The sequence below is a fragment of the Taklimakanibacter deserti genome (assembly GCA_003574785.1).
This window is the reverse complement of the sequence record QORU01000002.1, coordinates 434,252-450,512: the sequence shown is the minus strand read 5'-3', so window position 1 is coordinate 450,512 and position 16,261 is coordinate 434,252. Positions and strand designations below refer to the sequence as shown.

The window sequence follows — 16,261 nt, the reverse complement described above, 5'->3', positions numbered from 1 at the left end:
TGGCGCTATTTCCCCTTCTCCTACGCATGCCCTCGCGGGGAGAAGGGGAAATGAATGGAAGGGGGAGGAGTCATCCATGATCCAGCAGGAGCACCATACGCAGGTCACCGCCGAGGAGCTGGCGCAGGCCTTCGAAGAGGAGGCGGCGCCGGTCGATCTTTCGCATCACGGTTGGGAGGACTGGGGCACCCTTGCTTTGTTCTGGCTGATGGTCGGATGCGTCTTCCTGCAGTTCTTCACGCGCTATGCGTTGAACAACAGCCTGGCATGGACCGAAGAGATCGCCAGCAACACGCTGGTCGTGGTGGTTTTCATGGGTGCTGCCATGTGCGTGCGGACCTCGCGGCATATCCAGGTCGATGTCCTTTACCACTATTTGCCCGCGGGCGCCGCGAAGCGCCTGTCACTCGCCGTCGACGTCATTCGCGTGGGCTTCTTCGCCTATGCGTCCTGGCTCATGTGGCGCTATGTGGCGATCGTCGCGGATGAGCGCATGACGACGGTCAACTTGCCGCGCAGCTGGTTCTTCTACCTCGTATTTGTCGCCTTCGTGCTGATGCTCTTGCGCTCCGTGCAGGTGCTCGTCCAGAATCAGCGACGCGGATATTCCGTGCTCGAACATCCCGAAAAATTCGACACGCCGGGAGCCTGATCCATGCTGCTTCTGGTTGGTGGTTTCCTTGTCCTGATGTTGTTCGGCGTGCCGGTCGCCATCTCCATGGCGGTGGCATCGGTCGCTTATCTTTTGATCTATGGCGTGGCGCCCGACCTCATTGCCGCCCAGCGCATGATCGCCGGCGTCGAGAGCTTTCCCCTGCTGGCCGTGCCCTTCTTCATCCTCGCCGGAAACCTCATGAATATTGCCGGCGTCACCGGCCGCATCTACTCTTTCGCGCTGGCGCTGGTCGGCTGGATGAAGGGTGGCCTGGCGCAGGTCAACATCATCGGCTCCGTCATCTTTGCCGGCATGTCCGGAACGGCGCTCGCCGACGCCGCCGGTATCGGCACGATCGAGATCAAGGCGATGAAGGACCATGGCTATCCGGTCGATGCCGCCGTCGGCGTCACCGCCGCTTCCTCGACACTGGGGCCGATCTTCCCGCCCTCGCTGCCCTTCGTCATCTACGGCATGATGGCGAATGTCTCGATCGGGGCGCTGTTCATGGCGGGGATCGTGCCGGGCGTCGTGATGACGGTCCTGATGATGATCGCCGTGGCCTTCTTCGCTTACAGGCGCGGCTGGGGCTCCGATACGCCGTTCTCGCTGGCCAAGCTTGGTGAGGCAGGCCTCGAGATCGTGGTCGTCGCATTGTTTCCGCTCGCCGTCTATCTGCTCATCCTCACCGGCCTCTCGATCAATGTCGCCGTGCTGATCGCGCTCGTTGTCCTGGTGGCGCTCGACTGGTATTTCGATTTCTCGGCGGTGATGGCGCTGATGACCCCGGTCATCCTGATCGGGGGCATGACCATGGGCTGGTTCACGCCGACGGAAGCGGCGATGGCCGCCGTGATCTGGTCTCTGTTCCTGGGGTTGGTGCGCTACCGCACCATGACCCTCAGAACCCTCACCAAAGCGAGCTTCGATACGATCGAGACGACGGCCTCTGTGCTGTTCATCGTCACGGCGGCTTCGATCTTCGCCTGGCTTCTGACGGTGAGCCAGGCGGCGACCGTCTTTTCGAATTTCATCTTTGCGCTCACCGACAACAAATGGGTGTTTCTGATCCTGGTCAACATCCTGATGCTGGTGGTCGGCTGCTTCCTCGACACGATCGCCGCCATCACCATCCTGGTGCCGATCCTGCTGCCCGTGGCGGCGAGATATGGAGTGGATCCCGTGCATTTCGGCCTCATCATGACGCTGAACCTTATGATCGGTCTGCTTCACCCGCCGCTCGGCATGGTTCTTTTCGTGCTGTCGCGGGTAGCGAAATTGTCGGTCGAGCGCACCACCATGGCTATCCTGCCCTGGTTGATACCGCTGCTGCTGGCGCTTCTGCTGATCACCTTCGTGCCGATGATCACGCTGTGGCTGCCGCAGCAGGTGGGGCTCATCCGTTAGGGAGACGAATATGAGCGCCGTCGCGGTTGCAGCCACTTTGTTCGGGCCTGAGGATCTGCGCATGGTGGAGCAGCCGCTCGGACCGCTGGCCGCAGGCATGGTGCGCATCGCCTTCGGTGCCGCCGGCATTTGCGGCTCGGACATGCATTATTTCCGCCACGCCCGCACCGGCAACTTCGTGGTGACATCGCCGCTGGTGCTCGGCCATGAAATCGCCGGCACCGTGGCCGAGCTCAATGTAGCGGGCACCCGTCTGAAGGTCGGCGACCGTGTGGCGGTCAATCCATCGCGCTGGTGCGGACAGTGCGCGCGTTGCCGCGAAGGTCGCGTCAATCTGTGCGAGAACATCTATTTCATGGGCTCGGCCTCCAGGACGCCGCATATGCAAGGCGGCTTCGCCACGTTCTTTGATGCACTGCCTGAGCAGTGCATTGTGGTGCCGAAGGACCTGTCTTTCGCTTCGGCCGCGCTCGCCGAGCCGTTCGCCGTCTGCCTGCATGCCACGGCTCGGGCCGGCGATCTTGCCGGCAAGCGTCTCGCGCTGTTCGGGGCCGGGCCGATCGGGCTCTTGACCATGCTTTCCGCGAAGCTCGCCGGTGCGGGGCATCTGACCGTGATCGACATTGCGCGCCAGCCGCTCAGCTTTGCCGCGAGACTCGGCGCGGATGAGGTATTCGACATTTCCGGCGAAAGCGATGCGCTGCTGGCTGCGGCGATGGACCGGCCTTTCGATGTCGTGTTCGAAGTGACAGGCGCGCCATCGGCTCTGGCGCTGGCCATCGGCGCGGTGCGCCGCGGGGGTGTCTTGGTGCAGATCGGCAATCTGCCGGGCGGTGAAATCTCCGTGCCGGCCAATGCCATCATGGCCAAGGAGGTCGATTTCCGCGGCTCCTTCCGCTTCGGTCATGAATTCATGCAGGCGGTGGAACTGATCGTCAGAGGCAAGATCGACGTGCAGCAGCTCATCACGGCACGCCGCCCGCTCGCCGATGCGCCGGCGGCGCTCCGTCTCGCTCTCGATCGCAGCCAAAGCGTCAAGGTCGTGCTGGAGGCATAGCCAGGCGGAAGTGAAAGGTTCGCACTTGGGAATGCATTTTTGTGCAGAGAGGCGGCGTTTGACTTATGACGCCGGAATAGCGACCTTGGTCCGGATTGTCGCGTCGCTTGAGGAAGATCATGTGCCTTGCAGAGCTCGCCGCCTACGGCATCGACGAGGTCACCGGTTTCGTGCCGCGAGGCGAGCCGCTGCGGCGCCTGCCGCCTATCTTCGATGCCTGGGAAGATATCGTTCCCGATATCTCGGGCCTCATCCGGACGCGCGGCTTGCGATCGAGGCTCGAAGCTTTCCCGTTGCTCGATACGTCCGGTCTTGCCGATGAGCCATCGCGCGAGCGCGCAATGCTCATTCTCACCGTCTTCGCCAACGGCTGGGTGTGGGGCGGGAGCGAGCCGCATCTCAGGATTCCAGCGCCGATTGCCGTGCCGCTTTGCGCCCTGGCGGAACGGCTCGACCGGCCGCCGCTCGTTCACTATGCCTCGATGCTGCTCAGGAACTGGCGCAAGCTCGATCCGGTACAGCCTGTTTCAGCCGACAATGCGCGCATGCAGATCCAGTTCCTGGGCGGTGTGGATGAAGACTGGTTCTTCATGGCCTCACTGGGCGTGGAGCTGGCCGGCGCCCCCTTGTTGCGGATCATCCATCAGACGATCGGGGCGACGCAGAGCCGAAGCGACGCGGAACTGGCCGCCGATCTCGAGCAGGTGGCGGCGGGCATGGAGCCGGTGCTCGCGGCTCTCGCGCGCATGCGGGCATGGTGCGATCCGCATGTCTTCTTTCACCGCGTCCGCCCTTATCTCGCCGGCTGGCCCGCGCTGGGCGCCGTCTATGAAGGGGTGTCCGAGAGCCCACGGGTCCATGTCGGTGGCAGCGCCGGCCAGAGTTCGTTGATCCAGGTGCTCGATGCAGCGCTCGGCATCGATCACGGCACCAGCCGGGCCGGCATCTATTTGCGCGACATGCGCCGCTACATGCCGGTCGGCCATCGCCGTTTCATCGCCGATGTCGAACGCCTGTCGGAAATGCGGGCGCGCGCGAGGGCAGGATCACCTGCGCTCAAGGCCGCCTATAATGAGGCGGTGGAACAAGTGGATACGTTCCGCCGCCGCCATATCGGGCTGGCGCACGACTATATCCTCAAACCTTCCGGCCTCGCCGCCGATGAGAAGGGCACCGGCGGCACCGACTTCGTCGATTTCCTGCGCGACGCCCGCAATGAGACGGCGCGCAGCAAGATCTGAAGCAAGCCCTGGCGCGCCGCCGGCACGCATCTATTCCCAGGAGTGCCGGCGGCGACTACACTGAGTTCAGGACACCCCGCTCGCTACAGGAGCCTCGAAATGCCTCTCCTCAACACCGCGTCCGAAACCCAGCCCGAGATCGCCGCCTGGCGGCAAGAGCTGCACAGCCGGCCCGAGCTCATGTTCGATGTGCATGAGACGGCGAAATTCGTAAGCGAGAAATTGCGCGCCTTCGGCTGTGACGAGGTGGTGACCGGCATCGGCCGGACCGGCATTGTCGGCCTCATTCGTGGCCGCCATGGCGAGGGACCAGTGATCGGCCTCAGGACCGACATGGATGCGCTGCCGATCGTCGAGGCGACCGGGCTTCCTTATGCATCGCAGATTCATGGCCGCATGCATGCCTGCGGCCATGACGGACATATGGCGATGCTGCTTGGCGCGGCCCGCCATCTCTGCGAGACGCGGAATTTCCGCGGCGCCGTGGCGGTCATCTTCCAGCCGGCGGAGGAAGGCGGCGGCGGCGGGCGTGAAATGGTGGCCGACGGCATGATGGAACGCTTCGACATCACCCAGGTCTTCGGACTCCATAATGAGCCCGGCATTCCGGCGGGCCGGTTCTCGATCCGCACCGGCGCCATGCTCGCGGCCTATGACGAGATCACGATCCAGGTGAAAGGGCGCGGCGGCCATGCCGCCATGCCGCATCAGACGATCGATCCGATCTTCATCGGCGCGCAGATCATCACCGCGCTCCAGGGCATCGTCTCGCGCAACACCGATCCGGTCGAGTCGCTCGTGGTCTCGATCACCAAATTCCATGCCGGCGATGCCATGAATGTGATCCCGCCGGTGGCCGAGCTCGCCGGCACGGTGCGCACGCTGTCGAAAGAGATACGCGATGCGGCAGAGACGCGAATCCGCGAGACGGTGGAGAATGTCGCCAAAGCTCTGGGCGGCGAGGCGACGCTCACTTATGTCCGCAAGTATCCCGTCACCGTCAACCATGCGGCGGAAACGCAGCTTGCCATAGCGGCCGCGCGCGAAGTGATGGGCACAGGCGCAATCGAGACCGAGGCGAAGCCGATCATGGGGGCAGAGGATTTTGCCTTCATGCTCGAGGCGCGGCCGGGGGCCATGATCAATCTCGGCAACGGCGACACGGCCTATTGCCACAGTCCCGACTACGACTTCAATGACGAGATCATCCCGGTCGGCGTCAGCTACTGGGTCAGGCTCGCGGAAATGGTGCTCAAGCCTTAGGCATTCTTTCATGACGGACGCGCAAGAAACGGGCTGCGCGCGACGACGCGATGACCAATAAGAACCGGCAGTGTTCTTATCGGAGAGGTTTTCACCGTGTCATCTCTTGCCAATAAAGTCGCCATCGTCACCGGCGCAAGCTCAGGTATCGGCCGTGCTGCAGCGAAGCTCTTCGCCGCGGAGGGCGCCAAGCTCGTGGTTAGCGCCAGGCGCCAAGCTGAGCTCGATGAGCTCGTCACCGAGATCGAAGAAGCGGGCGCCGCCGCCATTGCGGTCGCGGGCGATATCAAGGCCGAAGCGACCGCTCGCCGCCTGGTCGATGTGGCGAAGGAGCGGTTCGGCGGCCTCGACGTCGCTTTCAACAATGCCGGCGCCACGGGTGAGATGGGTTCCGTCCCCGACATCAGCGTCGCCGGCTGGGATGAGACCCTCGCCACCAACCTGACCAGCGCCTTCCTCAATGCGCGGCATCAGATCCCGGCCATGGTGGAGCGGGGTGGGGGCTCGCTCATCTTCACCTCGACCTTCGTCGGCTATTCGATCGGCTTCCCGGGCCTCGGCGCCTATGCGGCGAGCAAGGCGGGGCTCATCGGGCTGGCGCAGGTCATCGCCGCGGAATTCGGCGCCCAGCGCATCAGGGCCAACGCCCTGTTGCCCGGCGGCACCGATACGCCCGCGGGCCGCACCGTCATCAGCACGCCGGAGATGCGCAAATTCGTCGAAGGCCTGCATGCGCTGAAGCGCCTGGCGGAGCCGGAAGAGATCGCCCGTTCCGCCCTCTATCTTGCTTCCGATGCGTCAAGCTTCATGACCGGCAGCGCGCTTCTCGTCGATGGCGGCATATCGGTGGCACGGACATGAACGCCCATCCGTCTATCCGCGATATTCCTTGGTGAATGCTGCCGTCATCTCGGCGACCTTGCCCGCTTGATCGGGGTGGAGGGTTCTGACGAATTCCGCCGCGAAGGTGAGGGGAGCGGTGCCCGGCGCCGAGACGATCCTGCCGTCGGCGACGGCATGCGGGACGTCGCGGTAATTTTCCTGGCCGTCATAATCGGGGACGCAATGGGTGATCCACTCGCGGCTGTTGCTGGTATGCGCCGCCTTGGCGAAGAGCCCGGCGCGGGCCAGAGCGAGCGTGCCGGCGCAGATGCCGCCGATCACGCCGCCGCGGCGTGCGACGGAGGTGAGCAGCGGCGTTACATCGGGCGCCGCCTGCAACCAGCCGTCGGAGCCGATGACGGCGATGCCGTCGAGATCCTGGTTGGCTTCGGGATCGGTGCCGCGCTCGGGCGCGAGCCTGAGCCCGCCGATCGATTTGACCGGCTTGCCTTCGGGCGACAGGGCGACGACGCGTCCATCGAACCATTCCTCACCGCCGCCTATCGCCGCCGAAAGGAGGCCAAACTCCCAATCGGCACAGCCTTCGATGAATAAGAGGCCGATCGTCTTTCCTTTGGGCATCCAAGCCTCCGACATCCGCAGGGCAAGGCGCGATTATAACGCTCCGAGAGCGGCGAAGCACGCGCAAGATTACAAATCCGTGAGCTTGCCTTTGCGCTCCGCCCGTCTTCGCATGCCTGTCACACAGCGGCGATAGCAAGCTCGACCTTACCAACGGTCGCAGAATCGAACACAGGAGATACCTCACATGTCGTCCATCAATCGCCGGACGCTCATCAAGAGCGCGGCCGCCACAGCCGGCGTGACCCTTGCGGCCCCCTTCATCGCGCGCGGATCCTATGCCGCCGGATCATCGGGCACGCTCAATATCTTCGCCTGGGCCGGCTATATCTCGGACGAGATGCTTGCGGCCTTCGAGAAGGCGACCGGCATCAAGCCCGTCTACACGCCCTATGGCACCAATGATGAGCTGCTCAATCAGATGCGAGCGAGCAACGGCGCCGGCTACGACGTGATCTGGCCGGCCGTCGACCGGGTGCCGAACTATGTCGAATTCGGCCTGCTGCAGCCGATCGACGAGGCCAAGGTCGCTTGGGACAAGGCGCTGACCAGCGCGGTCAAGGGCTCGGAGACGCTCGGCGCCGTTGTCGGGGGCAAGCGCTACCAGGTGCCGACCGATTGGGGCACGGAAGCCTTGTCCTTCGACAAGAACGCATCGCCGCTTGAATATGGCAAAGCCTCCTATGGCGACATCTGGAAGCCCGAGATGAAAGGCAAGGCGACGATCCGCGGCCATTCCGGTCTCGTCGGCCTTGGCCTGTGGCTCGAAGCCCAGGGCAAGCTGCCGAAGCCGATGCGCGACAGCTTCAAGGACGAAGCGACGATGCGCGCCAATTACGACGTCATCCTCGCCGAGGCGGTGGCGCGCAAGGGCAATATCGTCCAGTTCTGGTCGAATGAGAACGAGGCGCAAGGCGCCTTCCGCACCAATGGCGCGGTGATCGGGCAGACCTGGGATTCATCCGCCGCCGGCCTCGCCAAAGAGGGCCTGCCGATCGGCTTCGTGGCGCCGGTCGAAGGCGCCCTGACGTGGATGGAAGGCGTCTCGCTTCCGGTCGGCGCCAAGAATGTCGAGCAGGCCTATGCCTTCGTGAACTGGATGCTGACGCCCGAGGCGGGCGCCCTCTATGCCAATCATACGTCGATCAACACGACCGCGGTCGGCGCCGACAAGCTCCTGTCCGACGCCTCGAAGGCGTTCTTCGCCGCCGCCTATCCGGGCGATGCCCTGGAGAAACTCTGGTGGTGGCCGATCCAGGACAACTGGTTCGTCGCCATCCGCAACGAATATCAGGACAAGTTCCTGTCGGCCTGATGCAACCGGATGGCGGAGGCGCGACAGCGCTCCCGCCGTTCCTTTGATGGATTGCCATGTCACATTCGGTTGAGCTTGCCGGCATCGAGATGATCTTCGGCGCCGTGCGCGCGGTCGAAAAATTCTCGGCGACGGTCGAGGGCGGCGAGTTCTTTTCCATCCTCGGCCCTTCGGGTTGCGGCAAGACGACGGTCCTCAGGCTCGTCGCCGGCTTCATCCAGCCGACATCCGGCCGGATCGTCATCGGCGGCAAGGACGTGACGGGGCAGGGCCCGCATCAGCGCCCGACCTCGATGATCTTCCAGTCCCTGGCGCTGTTCCCGCTGATGCCGGTGTGGGAGAATATCGCTTTCGGCCTCGAAGTCAGGGGCGTTTCCAAGGCGCAGCGCCGCCGCCGCGCCGATGAATTGCTCGAGCTGATCGCACTGCCGGGCTTTGGCGATCGCATGGTCCATGAATTGTCCGGCGGCCAGAAGCAGCGCGTCGCCATAGCGCGCGCCCTTGCCGTCGATCCGGAGGTCCTGCTGCTCGATGAGCCGCTTTCGGCGCTCGATCTCAAGCTGCGCCAACATATGCGCGCCGAATTGCGGGCGCTGCAGAAGCGCACCGGTGTCACCTTCATCTACATCACCCATGACCAGTCCGAAGCCCTGGCGATGTCGGATCGCGTCGCGGTGATGAGCGCCGGCAAATTGCAGCAGATCGCGACGCCGCGCGAGCTCTATGCCAATCCGGCGACGTCGTTCGTGGCCCGGTTCGTCGGCGAGACGAATGAATTCACTGGCCGGGTGCGCGATGTCGCGAACGGACTGGCCGCGGTCGAAACCCGGCATGGCATGCTGAGAGGCCGCGCCGGTCCGGGTGTGAAGAGCGGTGTCGAGGCCGCCCTCTATGTGCGCCCCGAGGCTGTTTCGCTCAGCGTCGGCGCGCCGGGCAACCGCATCGCGGCATTGGCCGACCGGCTCGAATTCGAAGGTGCGGTCGCGATGCTGCATGCCAGAACCAATGATGGCGCGCCTGTCCTGGCGGCGATCGCCAATCGCCGCCTCGATGAGGCGCCCTTGGCGGGCGGCCCCATCCAACTCTCCTTCGCGCCGGCGGAGGCGCTGGTCCTCGCTTATGTCTAGCCTGATCGAGCGGTTCGGCAAGGGGCTCGGCGGATTGATCGTGCTGATCGTCGCCTTTTGGCTCGTGGGGCTCGTGCTGGCGCCCAATCTGATGATGCTCGATTTCTCGTTTCGGCCCAATCTGATGCCGAGCCAGGTCGGAACGCCGGCGGATCGCTACACGATCGCCAATTTCGTGGCGCTGTTCAGCGATCCGGTGCATCGCGCCATCTTCTTCAAGACCGTTTGGGCCAGCGCCCTGGTGACGGCGACGACACTCGTCACGACCTATCCTCTGGCCTATTGGCTGGCCAAGCGCGCGAGCCCCACCGGTGTCGCCTTGGCGCTCGTGGCGCTCATCATCCCTTTCTGGATCAATGAGGTGCTGCGCACGCTCGCCTGGTACATCCTCTTGGCCTTCAACGGGCCGCTCAATGCCGTGCTGATCGCCACAGGGATCATCGCCGAGCCGGTGCGCTGGTTCGGCGATTTCGGCGTGCTCGCCGGCATGGTCTATGCCTATATCCTGTTCATGCTGTTTCCGATCTACAATTCGATCTCGACGCTCGAGACGGCACAGATCGAAGCGGCGCGCAATCTCGGCGCCTCGACGGTCAGGATCCACCGCCGCATCGTCATTCCCCATGCCAAGGCCGGCATCGCGACGGGCTGCGTCTTCACCTTCATGCTGGCCGCCGGCAGCTATGTGGCGCCGGCGCTGCTCGGATCGCCCGGGAGCCGCTGGTTCACCGAGATCATCTACAACTGGTTCTTCGAGGGCGGGAACTGGAATCGCGGCGCCGCATACGCACTCGTTTTGCTCGTCCTGTGCATGATGGTGGTTATGGCGGCGCTGCGCCTGTTCCGCGTCAATCTCGCGGATGTGGCGAAATGACGTTGGCACTCGATGCCGGCATGCAAGCGGGCGTGCGGACGCCAAGGGGCGGGACGACGGCGCTCGCCGACCGGCTGCCGCAGCTCATCTTCGCCGCTTACATGATCCTGTTCTTCGCTTATCTGTTCCTGCCCTTGCTGGTCATGACGGCGGCGACCTTCAACACCAGCAAGTTCCCGACGGTGACGCCCTGGCTCGGCACGACGCTCGGCTGGTTCAACGCCTTGTGGGCCGATCAGGCGATGTGGCAGGCGTTGCGCTTGTCGGTCTTCATCGGTTTCTGCGTGATCGCGATCTCGCTGCCGGTGGGCACTGCCGCGGCGCTCTTCCTGATGAGCCTGCAAGGGAAGGCACGGACTTTCCTCTATGCGGTCATGGTCTCGCCTTTGCTGACGCCGGGCGTCGCGATCGGCATTTCGACGCTGATCCTCTGGCGCCAGGCCGGCATCGGCGGCGGCAGTTTCCTCATCATCCTCGCGCAATCGAGCTTCATCTCGGCCTATGTCATGCTGATGGTGGCAGCGCGGCTGCAGCGCTTCGACCGCACGCTGGAGGAGGCGGCGGTCGGTCTCGGCGCCTCGCGCTTCATGATGTTCCGGCGCATCCTCTTGCCCTATCTCAGGCCCTCCTTGCTCGCCGCCATGCTGATCGCCTTCCTGCAATCCTTCGAGAATTACAACACCACCTTGTTCGTGCGCGGCACCGAGACACCGCTCACCGTCTATATCGCGACGAAGGTTCGAACCGGCCTGACGCCGGCCGTCAATGCGCTGGGCCTCATCCTGATCGCGCTCACCATCGTCGCGGCGGTCGCGATGGAGCTTGCGAAACGGCGCAGCGGTCAGGCGCGCTGAGCGGAAGCGGGTGGCTTGCCCGACATGATCATGCTGACGATCTCATTCTGGTTGGTCTGCCTCGTCAGCAATTCGCCGGCCAGCCTGCCGCGATAGAGCAGGGCAATGCGATCGGTCACCGCCATCACGTCGTTCATATTGTGGGTGATATAGATGACGGCGACGCCCTGGCGTGCCAGCTTGCGCGCAAGCTCCAGAACCTTGTTCTGCTCAGGGACGCTCAGCGCCGCCGTCGGCTCGTCGAGGATGACGAGATTGGCCTTCCACCTCATGGCCCTGGCGATCGCGATCGCCTGGCGCTGGCCGCCGGAAAGAGAATCGACATTGACCCTGAGCGAAGGGATGTGGATGTCGAGTTGCTTCAACGTCTCGGCGGCATCGGTTTCCATCTTGCGCTTGCGCAGGATGCGGATCAGTCCGGGAACGATGTCATAGGTCATCTCGCGGCCGATGAAGAAATTGTCCGCGACGGCGAGGTTGGGCACCAGCGCCAGGTCCTGGAAGACGGTCTCGATGCCGAGATGATGGGCGCGGTCCGGCGAGGTGATGCGCTCGACCATGCCGTTACACAGGATTTCACCGGAGGTCGGCTGATATACGCCGGCAATGATCTTGACGAGCGTCGTCTTGCCCGCGCCATTGTCGCCGAGGAGCCCCAACACCTCGCCGCGCCTTATGTCGAGGCTGACATCGTCGAGCGCATGCAGGCCGCCAAATCGCTTGGTCACGCCGCGAAGGCTGAGGAAGCAGTCCGTGCCGCCCGCGTCAGGCGTGGCTTGCGCATTCGTCATCATGGCGTCCGCTTCTCTTCTCATGCGATCAGCCGATCAAAGAAACTCCTGCCGTGGCTCAGGATCTGCTCCTCGCTCTCGCTATAGCCATAGACCTGCGCCTCGTACTCGATCGACAGCGCGCCATCGAAGCCGTGGCGGCGCAGGCCGTCGATCAGCGACCGGAAGTCGATGGTGCCCTCTCCCAAGGGCGGGAATTCGAATTGCGGGAACAGGCCTTTGCCGTCCTTGAGATGGACATGGGCGATGAGATCGCCCAGCTCATCGACGACCCGGCGTGGATCTTCCTTCTGGACCTCGAGATGGCTCGGATCGAAATTCACCTTGAACGGAACGCCGGGCAGGTCGCGGCGTATCCGGTGATAGTCATCGACCTCGTGGAAGAGGTGGCCGGCGATCGCTTCTATGCCGAGACCGATCCCGCGCTCGCCGGCATGGATCGTGGTCAGCTCGACGGCATACGTGAACCAGCCCCAGGCCTGGTCGCGATCGATATTGGCGGCCAATGGGCCGGACAGGATATGGACGAAAGGCGATCCGACATCGCGCGCGATATCGATGCACCCTTTGACGAAGTTGATCGCCGTGACGCGCTCGACCGGGTCCTCGCTCACCATGCCGATATGGGCGCCGACCGCCGGAATCGCGAGGCCACGGGCCCGGCAGGCCTCCGCCACCGCCTTGCGTTCGGCGAGGCCGGCGGCGGGCGTGATATGTGCGGGCGCCCAGGGCAGGGTCTCGGCATTGAGCTCGATGGCTTCATAACCGGCATCGGCGATGAGGCTGACGGCATCGTGCAGCGGGCGCGACGGCAAGCCGACACTGTGGAAGCAGGATTTCATCTAGGGCCTCATGTGTAGTCGGGGATCGTGAAGGGCGCGTCCTCGCCGAGCGGCAGATCGGTCCATTTGCCCGAGCGCATCGAGAGATAGGCGCCTTGCACGAATTCCTGCGCGCGCAAGCCGTCCAGCCCGGTGATCCGGGCGGGCTTGCCTTCCTTGATGCTGTCGCAAAAAGCCTCGAGCTGCGCGCGATAGGGACTGCGGCGCGGCGGCTTGACGGTGATCCAGCCGCCCTCGAAGCCCTTCCACCACGCATCGGGATAGTGCGCCTCGCGCAGCACGTCGGGCAGGTCGGCCGCCGCGCGCTCGGTATAGACCGCAAGCGGCGCCGAGGCGAAGGGCGATGCCGTTTCGCTGGCAATGTGGATGGTTCCTTCAGTGCCGTAGAGATCGGTGCCGTCGCCGATATTGGGCGAATAGCGGTTTCCGGCCAGGCTGCCGCGGGCGCCGCTGGCAAAGCGCGTCAGCAGGAAGACGTTGTCATCGACGCGCTCCGGCAACTCGCTATGGACCAGTTCCGCGAAAACGCCCGAGAAGTCGCCGATCAGGTGGCGTGCCAGATCGATGCGGTGGATGGTGAGGTCGATGATCGTGGCGCCGCCCGACTGCGCGAGGTCATAGCGGTAGCGCGTGCTTGCCGGATAGGCGGTCGACTTCTCCGAATAGATCGAGCGCATCTGGTGGATCTTGCCGATGAAGCCCGCATCGATGAGCTGCTTGGCGATCTCGACTTGCGCCCAGAAGCGCTGATTGAAACCGACCTGGAGGATGACCTTGGCCTCCTCGCAGGCCTTGACCATGCGCCGGGCCGCGGCGGCGTCGACGGCGAGCGGCTTCTCGCAAAGCACGTGCCTGCCCCTCTTGGCCGCCGCCATGACGCCGTCTTCATGGAAGCGGTTCGGCGTCGCCACGATGACGGCATCGAGCCCCGGCGTATCGAGCATTCTCTCGAGATGATCATGGGCCTTGCCGCCGAAATCGGCGGTGATCGCTTCGGCGCGCTTCAGATCGGTGTCGAAGACGGCGGCGAGCTCGGCGCAGGCGCTGGCCTTGATGGTGGGCGCATGGCTGAGGCGCATGATGGCGCCGGCGCCGATGAGGCCGATCTTGATCTTGGGTGAGGACATTTGCAGGCTCTTCCAATGAGACGAGGTGTTGCTACTTGATGATCCTGAGCTTGCCGCGCCGGATCGAGATCATGACGGCGACGATGAGCACGAGGCCGGTCAGCACGGTTTGCACATTCGAGGAGACGCCCATGATCACGAGACCATTGGCGAGCGTCATTATGACGAGGCTGCCCACCACCGTGCCCAGGATAGAGCCCGAGCCGCCGGTGAGCGGCGTCCCGCCGATCACGACGGCCGAGATGGCGAGCAACTCGAAGCCGGTGCCGACGGTCGGGCTGCCGGAGCCGAGCTGCGAGGTGAGGATGCCGCCGCCGAGGCCGGCCAGGGCGCCGGACAAGGCGAACATGGCGAATTTGACCTTGTCGACCGGAACGCCGAGGATCCGGGTCTTCTCCTCATCGCCGCCGATGGCGAAAGTGTAGCGCCCGAAGGTCGTGAAGGCGAGGAGGGCGCCCATGACCACCGCGACACCGGCGGCGATCCAGAACGGCATCGGCGGGATGCCGAAGATCTCGAAGCTGCTGGTGAGCGGGATGGAGACGGGGCTGCCGCCTGTGAAGATGATCGTGGCGCCCCTGGCAATCGACAGCATGCCGAGGCTCACGACGAAGGAGGGAATGCGGGCAAGGACGAAGATCGCGCCATTGATGGCGCCGAGCGCCAGGCCGACGAGCGGGGCGAGCACGATGGCGAAGGCGCCCCAGTCGCCGGCGAAACTGGCGGCCACGGCGCCGGCCAGCGCCATGACCGAGCCGACGCTCAGATCGATGCTGCCGCCGATAATGATGAAGGTGACGCCGGTGGCGACGATCGCCAGGACCGCGGAGTTCTGCAAGATCACGCCGAGATTGCCGAAGGTGAGGAAGCGGTCGGGCGACAACATGCCGAAAACCGCCACGACGGCGACGAGTGCGAGATAGGCGACATAGCGAGAAAGGAACTCGCCCAATCTGAATGATGCCATTGGGCCTCTGCCTGAGTGATGCGGGCAATCGCCGTGGGCGACCGCCGCCGGCGATCGCCCGTCGTTACGATGACTTATTTCGTCGCCAGCGGGAAGGTCTGGCTCTTGGTCGCCGGGTTGTTGGTCAAGGTATACTCCTTGACGTCGTAGGGCGGTGCATTGTCGATGAACTGCTGCTTGAAGGCGGCGAAGTTCGCGCTGTTGACCCCGAGCAGATCGAGGCGAACGACATCGTTGATCGGATCATGGCCCTTCACCTTGTCGTAGGCGATCATCACGCCGAAGCCGAGCTGCAGCCAGTGACCGCCGGTCGAGAACACCATGTTGGTCTTCTGCTCGATGAGCTCCAGGACTTGCGGTACGAGATCCATGCCGCCGAGCTTGATTTCATCGGAGCGGCCCGCCTGCTTGATGGCGCGGAACGCACCGAGGCACAGCGCGTCATTGTAGCACCATACCGAATCGATGCTTCCCGCGGGATGGGCGGAGAGCAGGTTCTGCATGGTCTGATAGCCATTGTCCTCGGATTCCCCGCCGCCGCTGACATATTGGACGAGCTCGACGCCGCTCGCGGCGGCGACGCCTTCGCGCAGGCCCTTCTCGCGGCCTTCGGCCACCGACGAGCCGGGCAGGCCGCCGACGCCGACCATTTTCTTGGCACCTTGCGAGGCGAGGAACTGGGCAATGTCGCGTCCGGCAGTCACGTCATTGGGGCCGATGAAGGCGACATAGGGGGCATCGGCATTCTTGGGGTCGAAGCCCGGATAGCGATCGACGATCACGATGGGCAGGTTGGCCCGGTTGGCGAGCTTGATGAGGCCCGGGGCGCTGGCGGTCGATTGCGGCGTGACCACGAGCGCGTTGACGCCGGCCGACAGCATCGACTGGACGTCGGCGAGTTGCTTGTCCTCGCGGTTGTCGGCGCCGACGACGGTCAGCTCCACGCCGAGTTCCTTGCCGGCATGCTCGGCGAATTTCACGGCATTGACCCAGAAGGGGTTGTCGAGAGTGGGGATCGATACGCCGATCTTCACCGAATCTGCATATGTCAACGATGTTGCGGAAAAGAGACCTGTGGCGAGGGCCACCGCTAAGCCGGCCGAACGAATGACGGCACGGCGATTAGGCGCGAATTTCATGTCCAATCCTCCCAAAATGAAGCGGAATGCCGCTTCCCTGAACACCGGATCGCCGCATGGGTTATTGGTTTAGCAACGCCATAGCCGTTCCGGCCATCAGTTTTTAAGCTCTTCGGTTCGTATTAGTCAACATTGATG

General features: G+C 64.0%; 16 protein-coding genes. 10 read left to right on the top strand and 6 right to left on the bottom strand.

Annotation, left to right across the window (positions count from 1 at the left end; genetic code table 11):
* Positions 1–79 precede the first annotated feature (79 nt).
* From DS839_RS05375 to DS839_RS05350, 6 genes are all read left to right on the top strand, one after another.
* Positions 80–652 (top strand): TRAP transporter small permease, encoded by a 573-nt coding sequence (locus DS839_RS05375; protein WP_119269396.1) that lies wholly within the window; start codon positions 80–82, stop codon positions 650–652.
* A 3-nt stretch (positions 653–655) separates the two neighbouring features.
* Positions 656–2,062, top strand: coding sequence for a TRAP transporter large permease (locus tag DS839_RS05370; RefSeq protein ID WP_119269245.1), 1,407 nt, complete (start codon positions 656–658; stop codon positions 2,060–2,062).
* Positions 2,063–2,072: 10 nt separating this feature from the next.
* Positions 2,073–3,119, top strand: coding sequence for an L-idonate 5-dehydrogenase (locus DS839_RS05365; protein ID WP_119269244.1), 1,047 nt, complete (start codon positions 2,073–2,075; stop codon positions 3,117–3,119).
* Positions 3,120–3,238: 119 nt separating this feature from the next.
* Positions 3,239–4,360 (top strand): PrnB family protein, encoded by a 1,122-nt coding sequence (locus DS839_RS05360; protein WP_119269243.1) that lies wholly within the window; start codon positions 3,239–3,241, stop codon positions 4,358–4,360.
* Positions 4,361–4,459: 99 nt separating this feature from the next.
* Complete coding sequence (locus tag DS839_RS05355) at positions 4,460–5,623, top strand: M20 aminoacylase family protein (protein ID WP_119269242.1); 1,164 nt, start codon at positions 4,460–4,462, stop codon at positions 5,621–5,623.
* A 96-nt stretch (positions 5,624–5,719) separates the two neighbouring features.
* Positions 5,720–6,484 (top strand): SDR family oxidoreductase, encoded by a 765-nt coding sequence (locus tag DS839_RS05350; protein WP_119269241.1) that lies wholly within the window; start codon positions 5,720–5,722, stop codon positions 6,482–6,484.
* 12 nt (positions 6,485–6,496) lie between these two features.
* Here the strand turns inward: DS839_RS05350 and DS839_RS05345 are convergent, their stop codons facing one another.
* The gene (locus DS839_RS05345; RefSeq protein ID WP_119269395.1) at positions 6,497–7,087 is read right to left on the bottom strand and encodes a DJ-1/PfpI family protein; all 591 of its coding nucleotides are present in this window, start codon (positions 7,085–7,087) and stop codon (positions 6,497–6,499) included.
* 187 nt (positions 7,088–7,274) lie between these two features.
* Here DS839_RS05345 and DS839_RS05340 point away from each other — a divergent pair, with 187 nt between their 5' ends.
* Genes DS839_RS05340 through DS839_RS05325 form a run of 4 tightly spaced genes read left to right on the top strand, consistent with a single transcriptional unit; the run spans position 7,275 to position 11,257 of the window.
* Positions 7,275–8,402: an extracellular solute-binding protein gene (locus tag DS839_RS05340; protein ID WP_119269240.1), complete on the top strand. Its 1,128-nt coding sequence runs from the start codon at positions 7,275–7,277 to the stop codon at positions 8,400–8,402.
* A gap of 56 nt (positions 8,403–8,458) precedes the next feature.
* Entirely contained in the window at positions 8,459–9,529 is a 1,071-nt protein-coding gene (locus DS839_RS05335; protein ID WP_119269239.1) for an ABC transporter ATP-binding protein, read from the top strand.
* Positions 9,522–10,403, top strand: a complete 882-nt coding sequence (locus DS839_RS05330) for an ABC transporter permease (protein WP_119269238.1) — start codon at positions 9,522–9,524, stop codon at positions 10,401–10,403. The genes DS839_RS05335 and DS839_RS05330 overlap by 8 nt, the downstream gene beginning before the upstream one ends.
* Positions 10,400–11,257 carry an ABC transporter permease gene (locus DS839_RS05325; RefSeq protein WP_368911206.1) on the top strand — a complete coding sequence of 286 codons (858 nt, stop codon included), beginning with the start codon at positions 10,400–10,402 and terminating at the stop codon, positions 11,255–11,257. Before DS839_RS05330 ends, DS839_RS05325 begins: the two co-directional genes overlap by 4 nt.
* On the opposite strand, the gene DS839_RS05320 is transcribed toward DS839_RS05325, so the two are convergent.
* From DS839_RS05320 to DS839_RS05300, 5 genes are all read right to left on the bottom strand, one after another.
* Complete coding sequence (locus DS839_RS05320) at positions 11,245–12,072, bottom strand: ATP-binding cassette domain-containing protein (RefSeq protein ID WP_368911205.1); 828 nt, start codon at positions 12,070–12,072, stop codon at positions 11,245–11,247. The genes DS839_RS05325 and DS839_RS05320 overlap by 13 nt on opposite strands.
* Entirely contained in the window at positions 12,069–12,890 is an 822-nt protein-coding gene (locus DS839_RS05315) for a sugar phosphate isomerase/epimerase family protein (RefSeq protein ID WP_119269237.1), read from the bottom strand. The genes DS839_RS05320 and DS839_RS05315 overlap by 4 nt, the downstream gene beginning before the upstream one ends.
* A gap of 8 nt (positions 12,891–12,898) precedes the next feature.
* Positions 12,899–14,017: a Gfo/Idh/MocA family protein gene (locus tag DS839_RS05310; RefSeq protein WP_119269236.1), complete on the bottom strand. Its 1,119-nt coding sequence runs from the start codon at positions 14,015–14,017 to the stop codon at positions 12,899–12,901.
* Positions 14,018–14,048: 31 nt separating this feature from the next.
* A complete protein-coding gene (locus tag DS839_RS05305; RefSeq protein WP_119269235.1) occupies positions 14,049–14,984 on the bottom strand; it encodes an ABC transporter permease in 936 nt (311 codons plus the stop codon).
* A 74-nt stretch (positions 14,985–15,058) separates the two neighbouring features.
* Positions 15,059–16,123, bottom strand: coding sequence for an ABC transporter substrate-binding protein (locus tag DS839_RS05300; RefSeq protein ID WP_119269234.1), 1,065 nt, complete (start codon positions 16,121–16,123; stop codon positions 15,059–15,061).
* Positions 16,124–16,261 lie beyond the last annotated feature (138 nt).

Excerpts from the sequence above, each read along its gene's own strand:
- DS839_RS05370 (WP_119269245.1), top strand. The coding sequence starts at position 656 with ATGCTGCTTCTGGTTGGTGGTTTCCTTGTCCTGATGTTGTTCGGCGTG.
- DS839_RS05365 (WP_119269244.1), top strand. The coding sequence starts at position 2,073 with ATGAGCGCCGTCGCGGTTGCAGCCACTTTGTTCGGGCCTGAGGATCTG.
- DS839_RS05360 (WP_119269243.1), top strand. The coding sequence starts at position 3,239 with ATGTGCCTTGCAGAGCTCGCCGCCTACGGCATCGACGAGGTCACCGGT.
- DS839_RS05355 (WP_119269242.1), top strand. The coding sequence starts at position 4,460 with ATGCCTCTCCTCAACACCGCGTCCGAAACCCAGCCCGAGATCGCCGCC.
- DS839_RS05345 (WP_119269395.1), bottom strand. The coding sequence starts at position 7,087 with ATGCCCAAAGGAAAGACGATCGGCCTCTTATTCATCGAAGGCTGTGCC.
- DS839_RS05340 (WP_119269240.1), top strand. The coding sequence starts at position 7,275 with ATGTCGTCCATCAATCGCCGGACGCTCATCAAGAGCGCGGCCGCCACA.
- DS839_RS05335 (WP_119269239.1), top strand. The coding sequence starts at position 8,459 with ATGTCACATTCGGTTGAGCTTGCCGGCATCGAGATGATCTTCGGCGCC.
- DS839_RS05330 (WP_119269238.1), top strand. The coding sequence starts at position 9,522 with ATGTCTAGCCTGATCGAGCGGTTCGGCAAGGGGCTCGGCGGATTGATC.
- DS839_RS05325 (WP_368911206.1), top strand. The coding sequence starts at position 10,400 with ATGACGTTGGCACTCGATGCCGGCATGCAAGCGGGCGTGCGGACGCCA.
- DS839_RS05320 (WP_368911205.1), bottom strand. The coding sequence starts at position 12,072 with ATGAGAAGAGAAGCGGACGCCATGATGACGAATGCGCAAGCCACGCCT.
- DS839_RS05315 (WP_119269237.1), bottom strand. The coding sequence starts at position 12,890 with ATGAAATCCTGCTTCCACAGTGTCGGCTTGCCGTCGCGCCCGCTGCAC.
- DS839_RS05310 (WP_119269236.1), bottom strand. The coding sequence starts at position 14,017 with ATGTCCTCACCCAAGATCAAGATCGGCCTCATCGGCGCCGGCGCCATC.
- DS839_RS05305 (WP_119269235.1), bottom strand. The coding sequence starts at position 14,984 with ATGGCATCATTCAGATTGGGCGAGTTCCTTTCTCGCTATGTCGCCTAT.
- DS839_RS05300 (WP_119269234.1), bottom strand. The coding sequence starts at position 16,123 with ATGAAATTCGCGCCTAATCGCCGTGCCGTCATTCGTTCGGCCGGCTTA.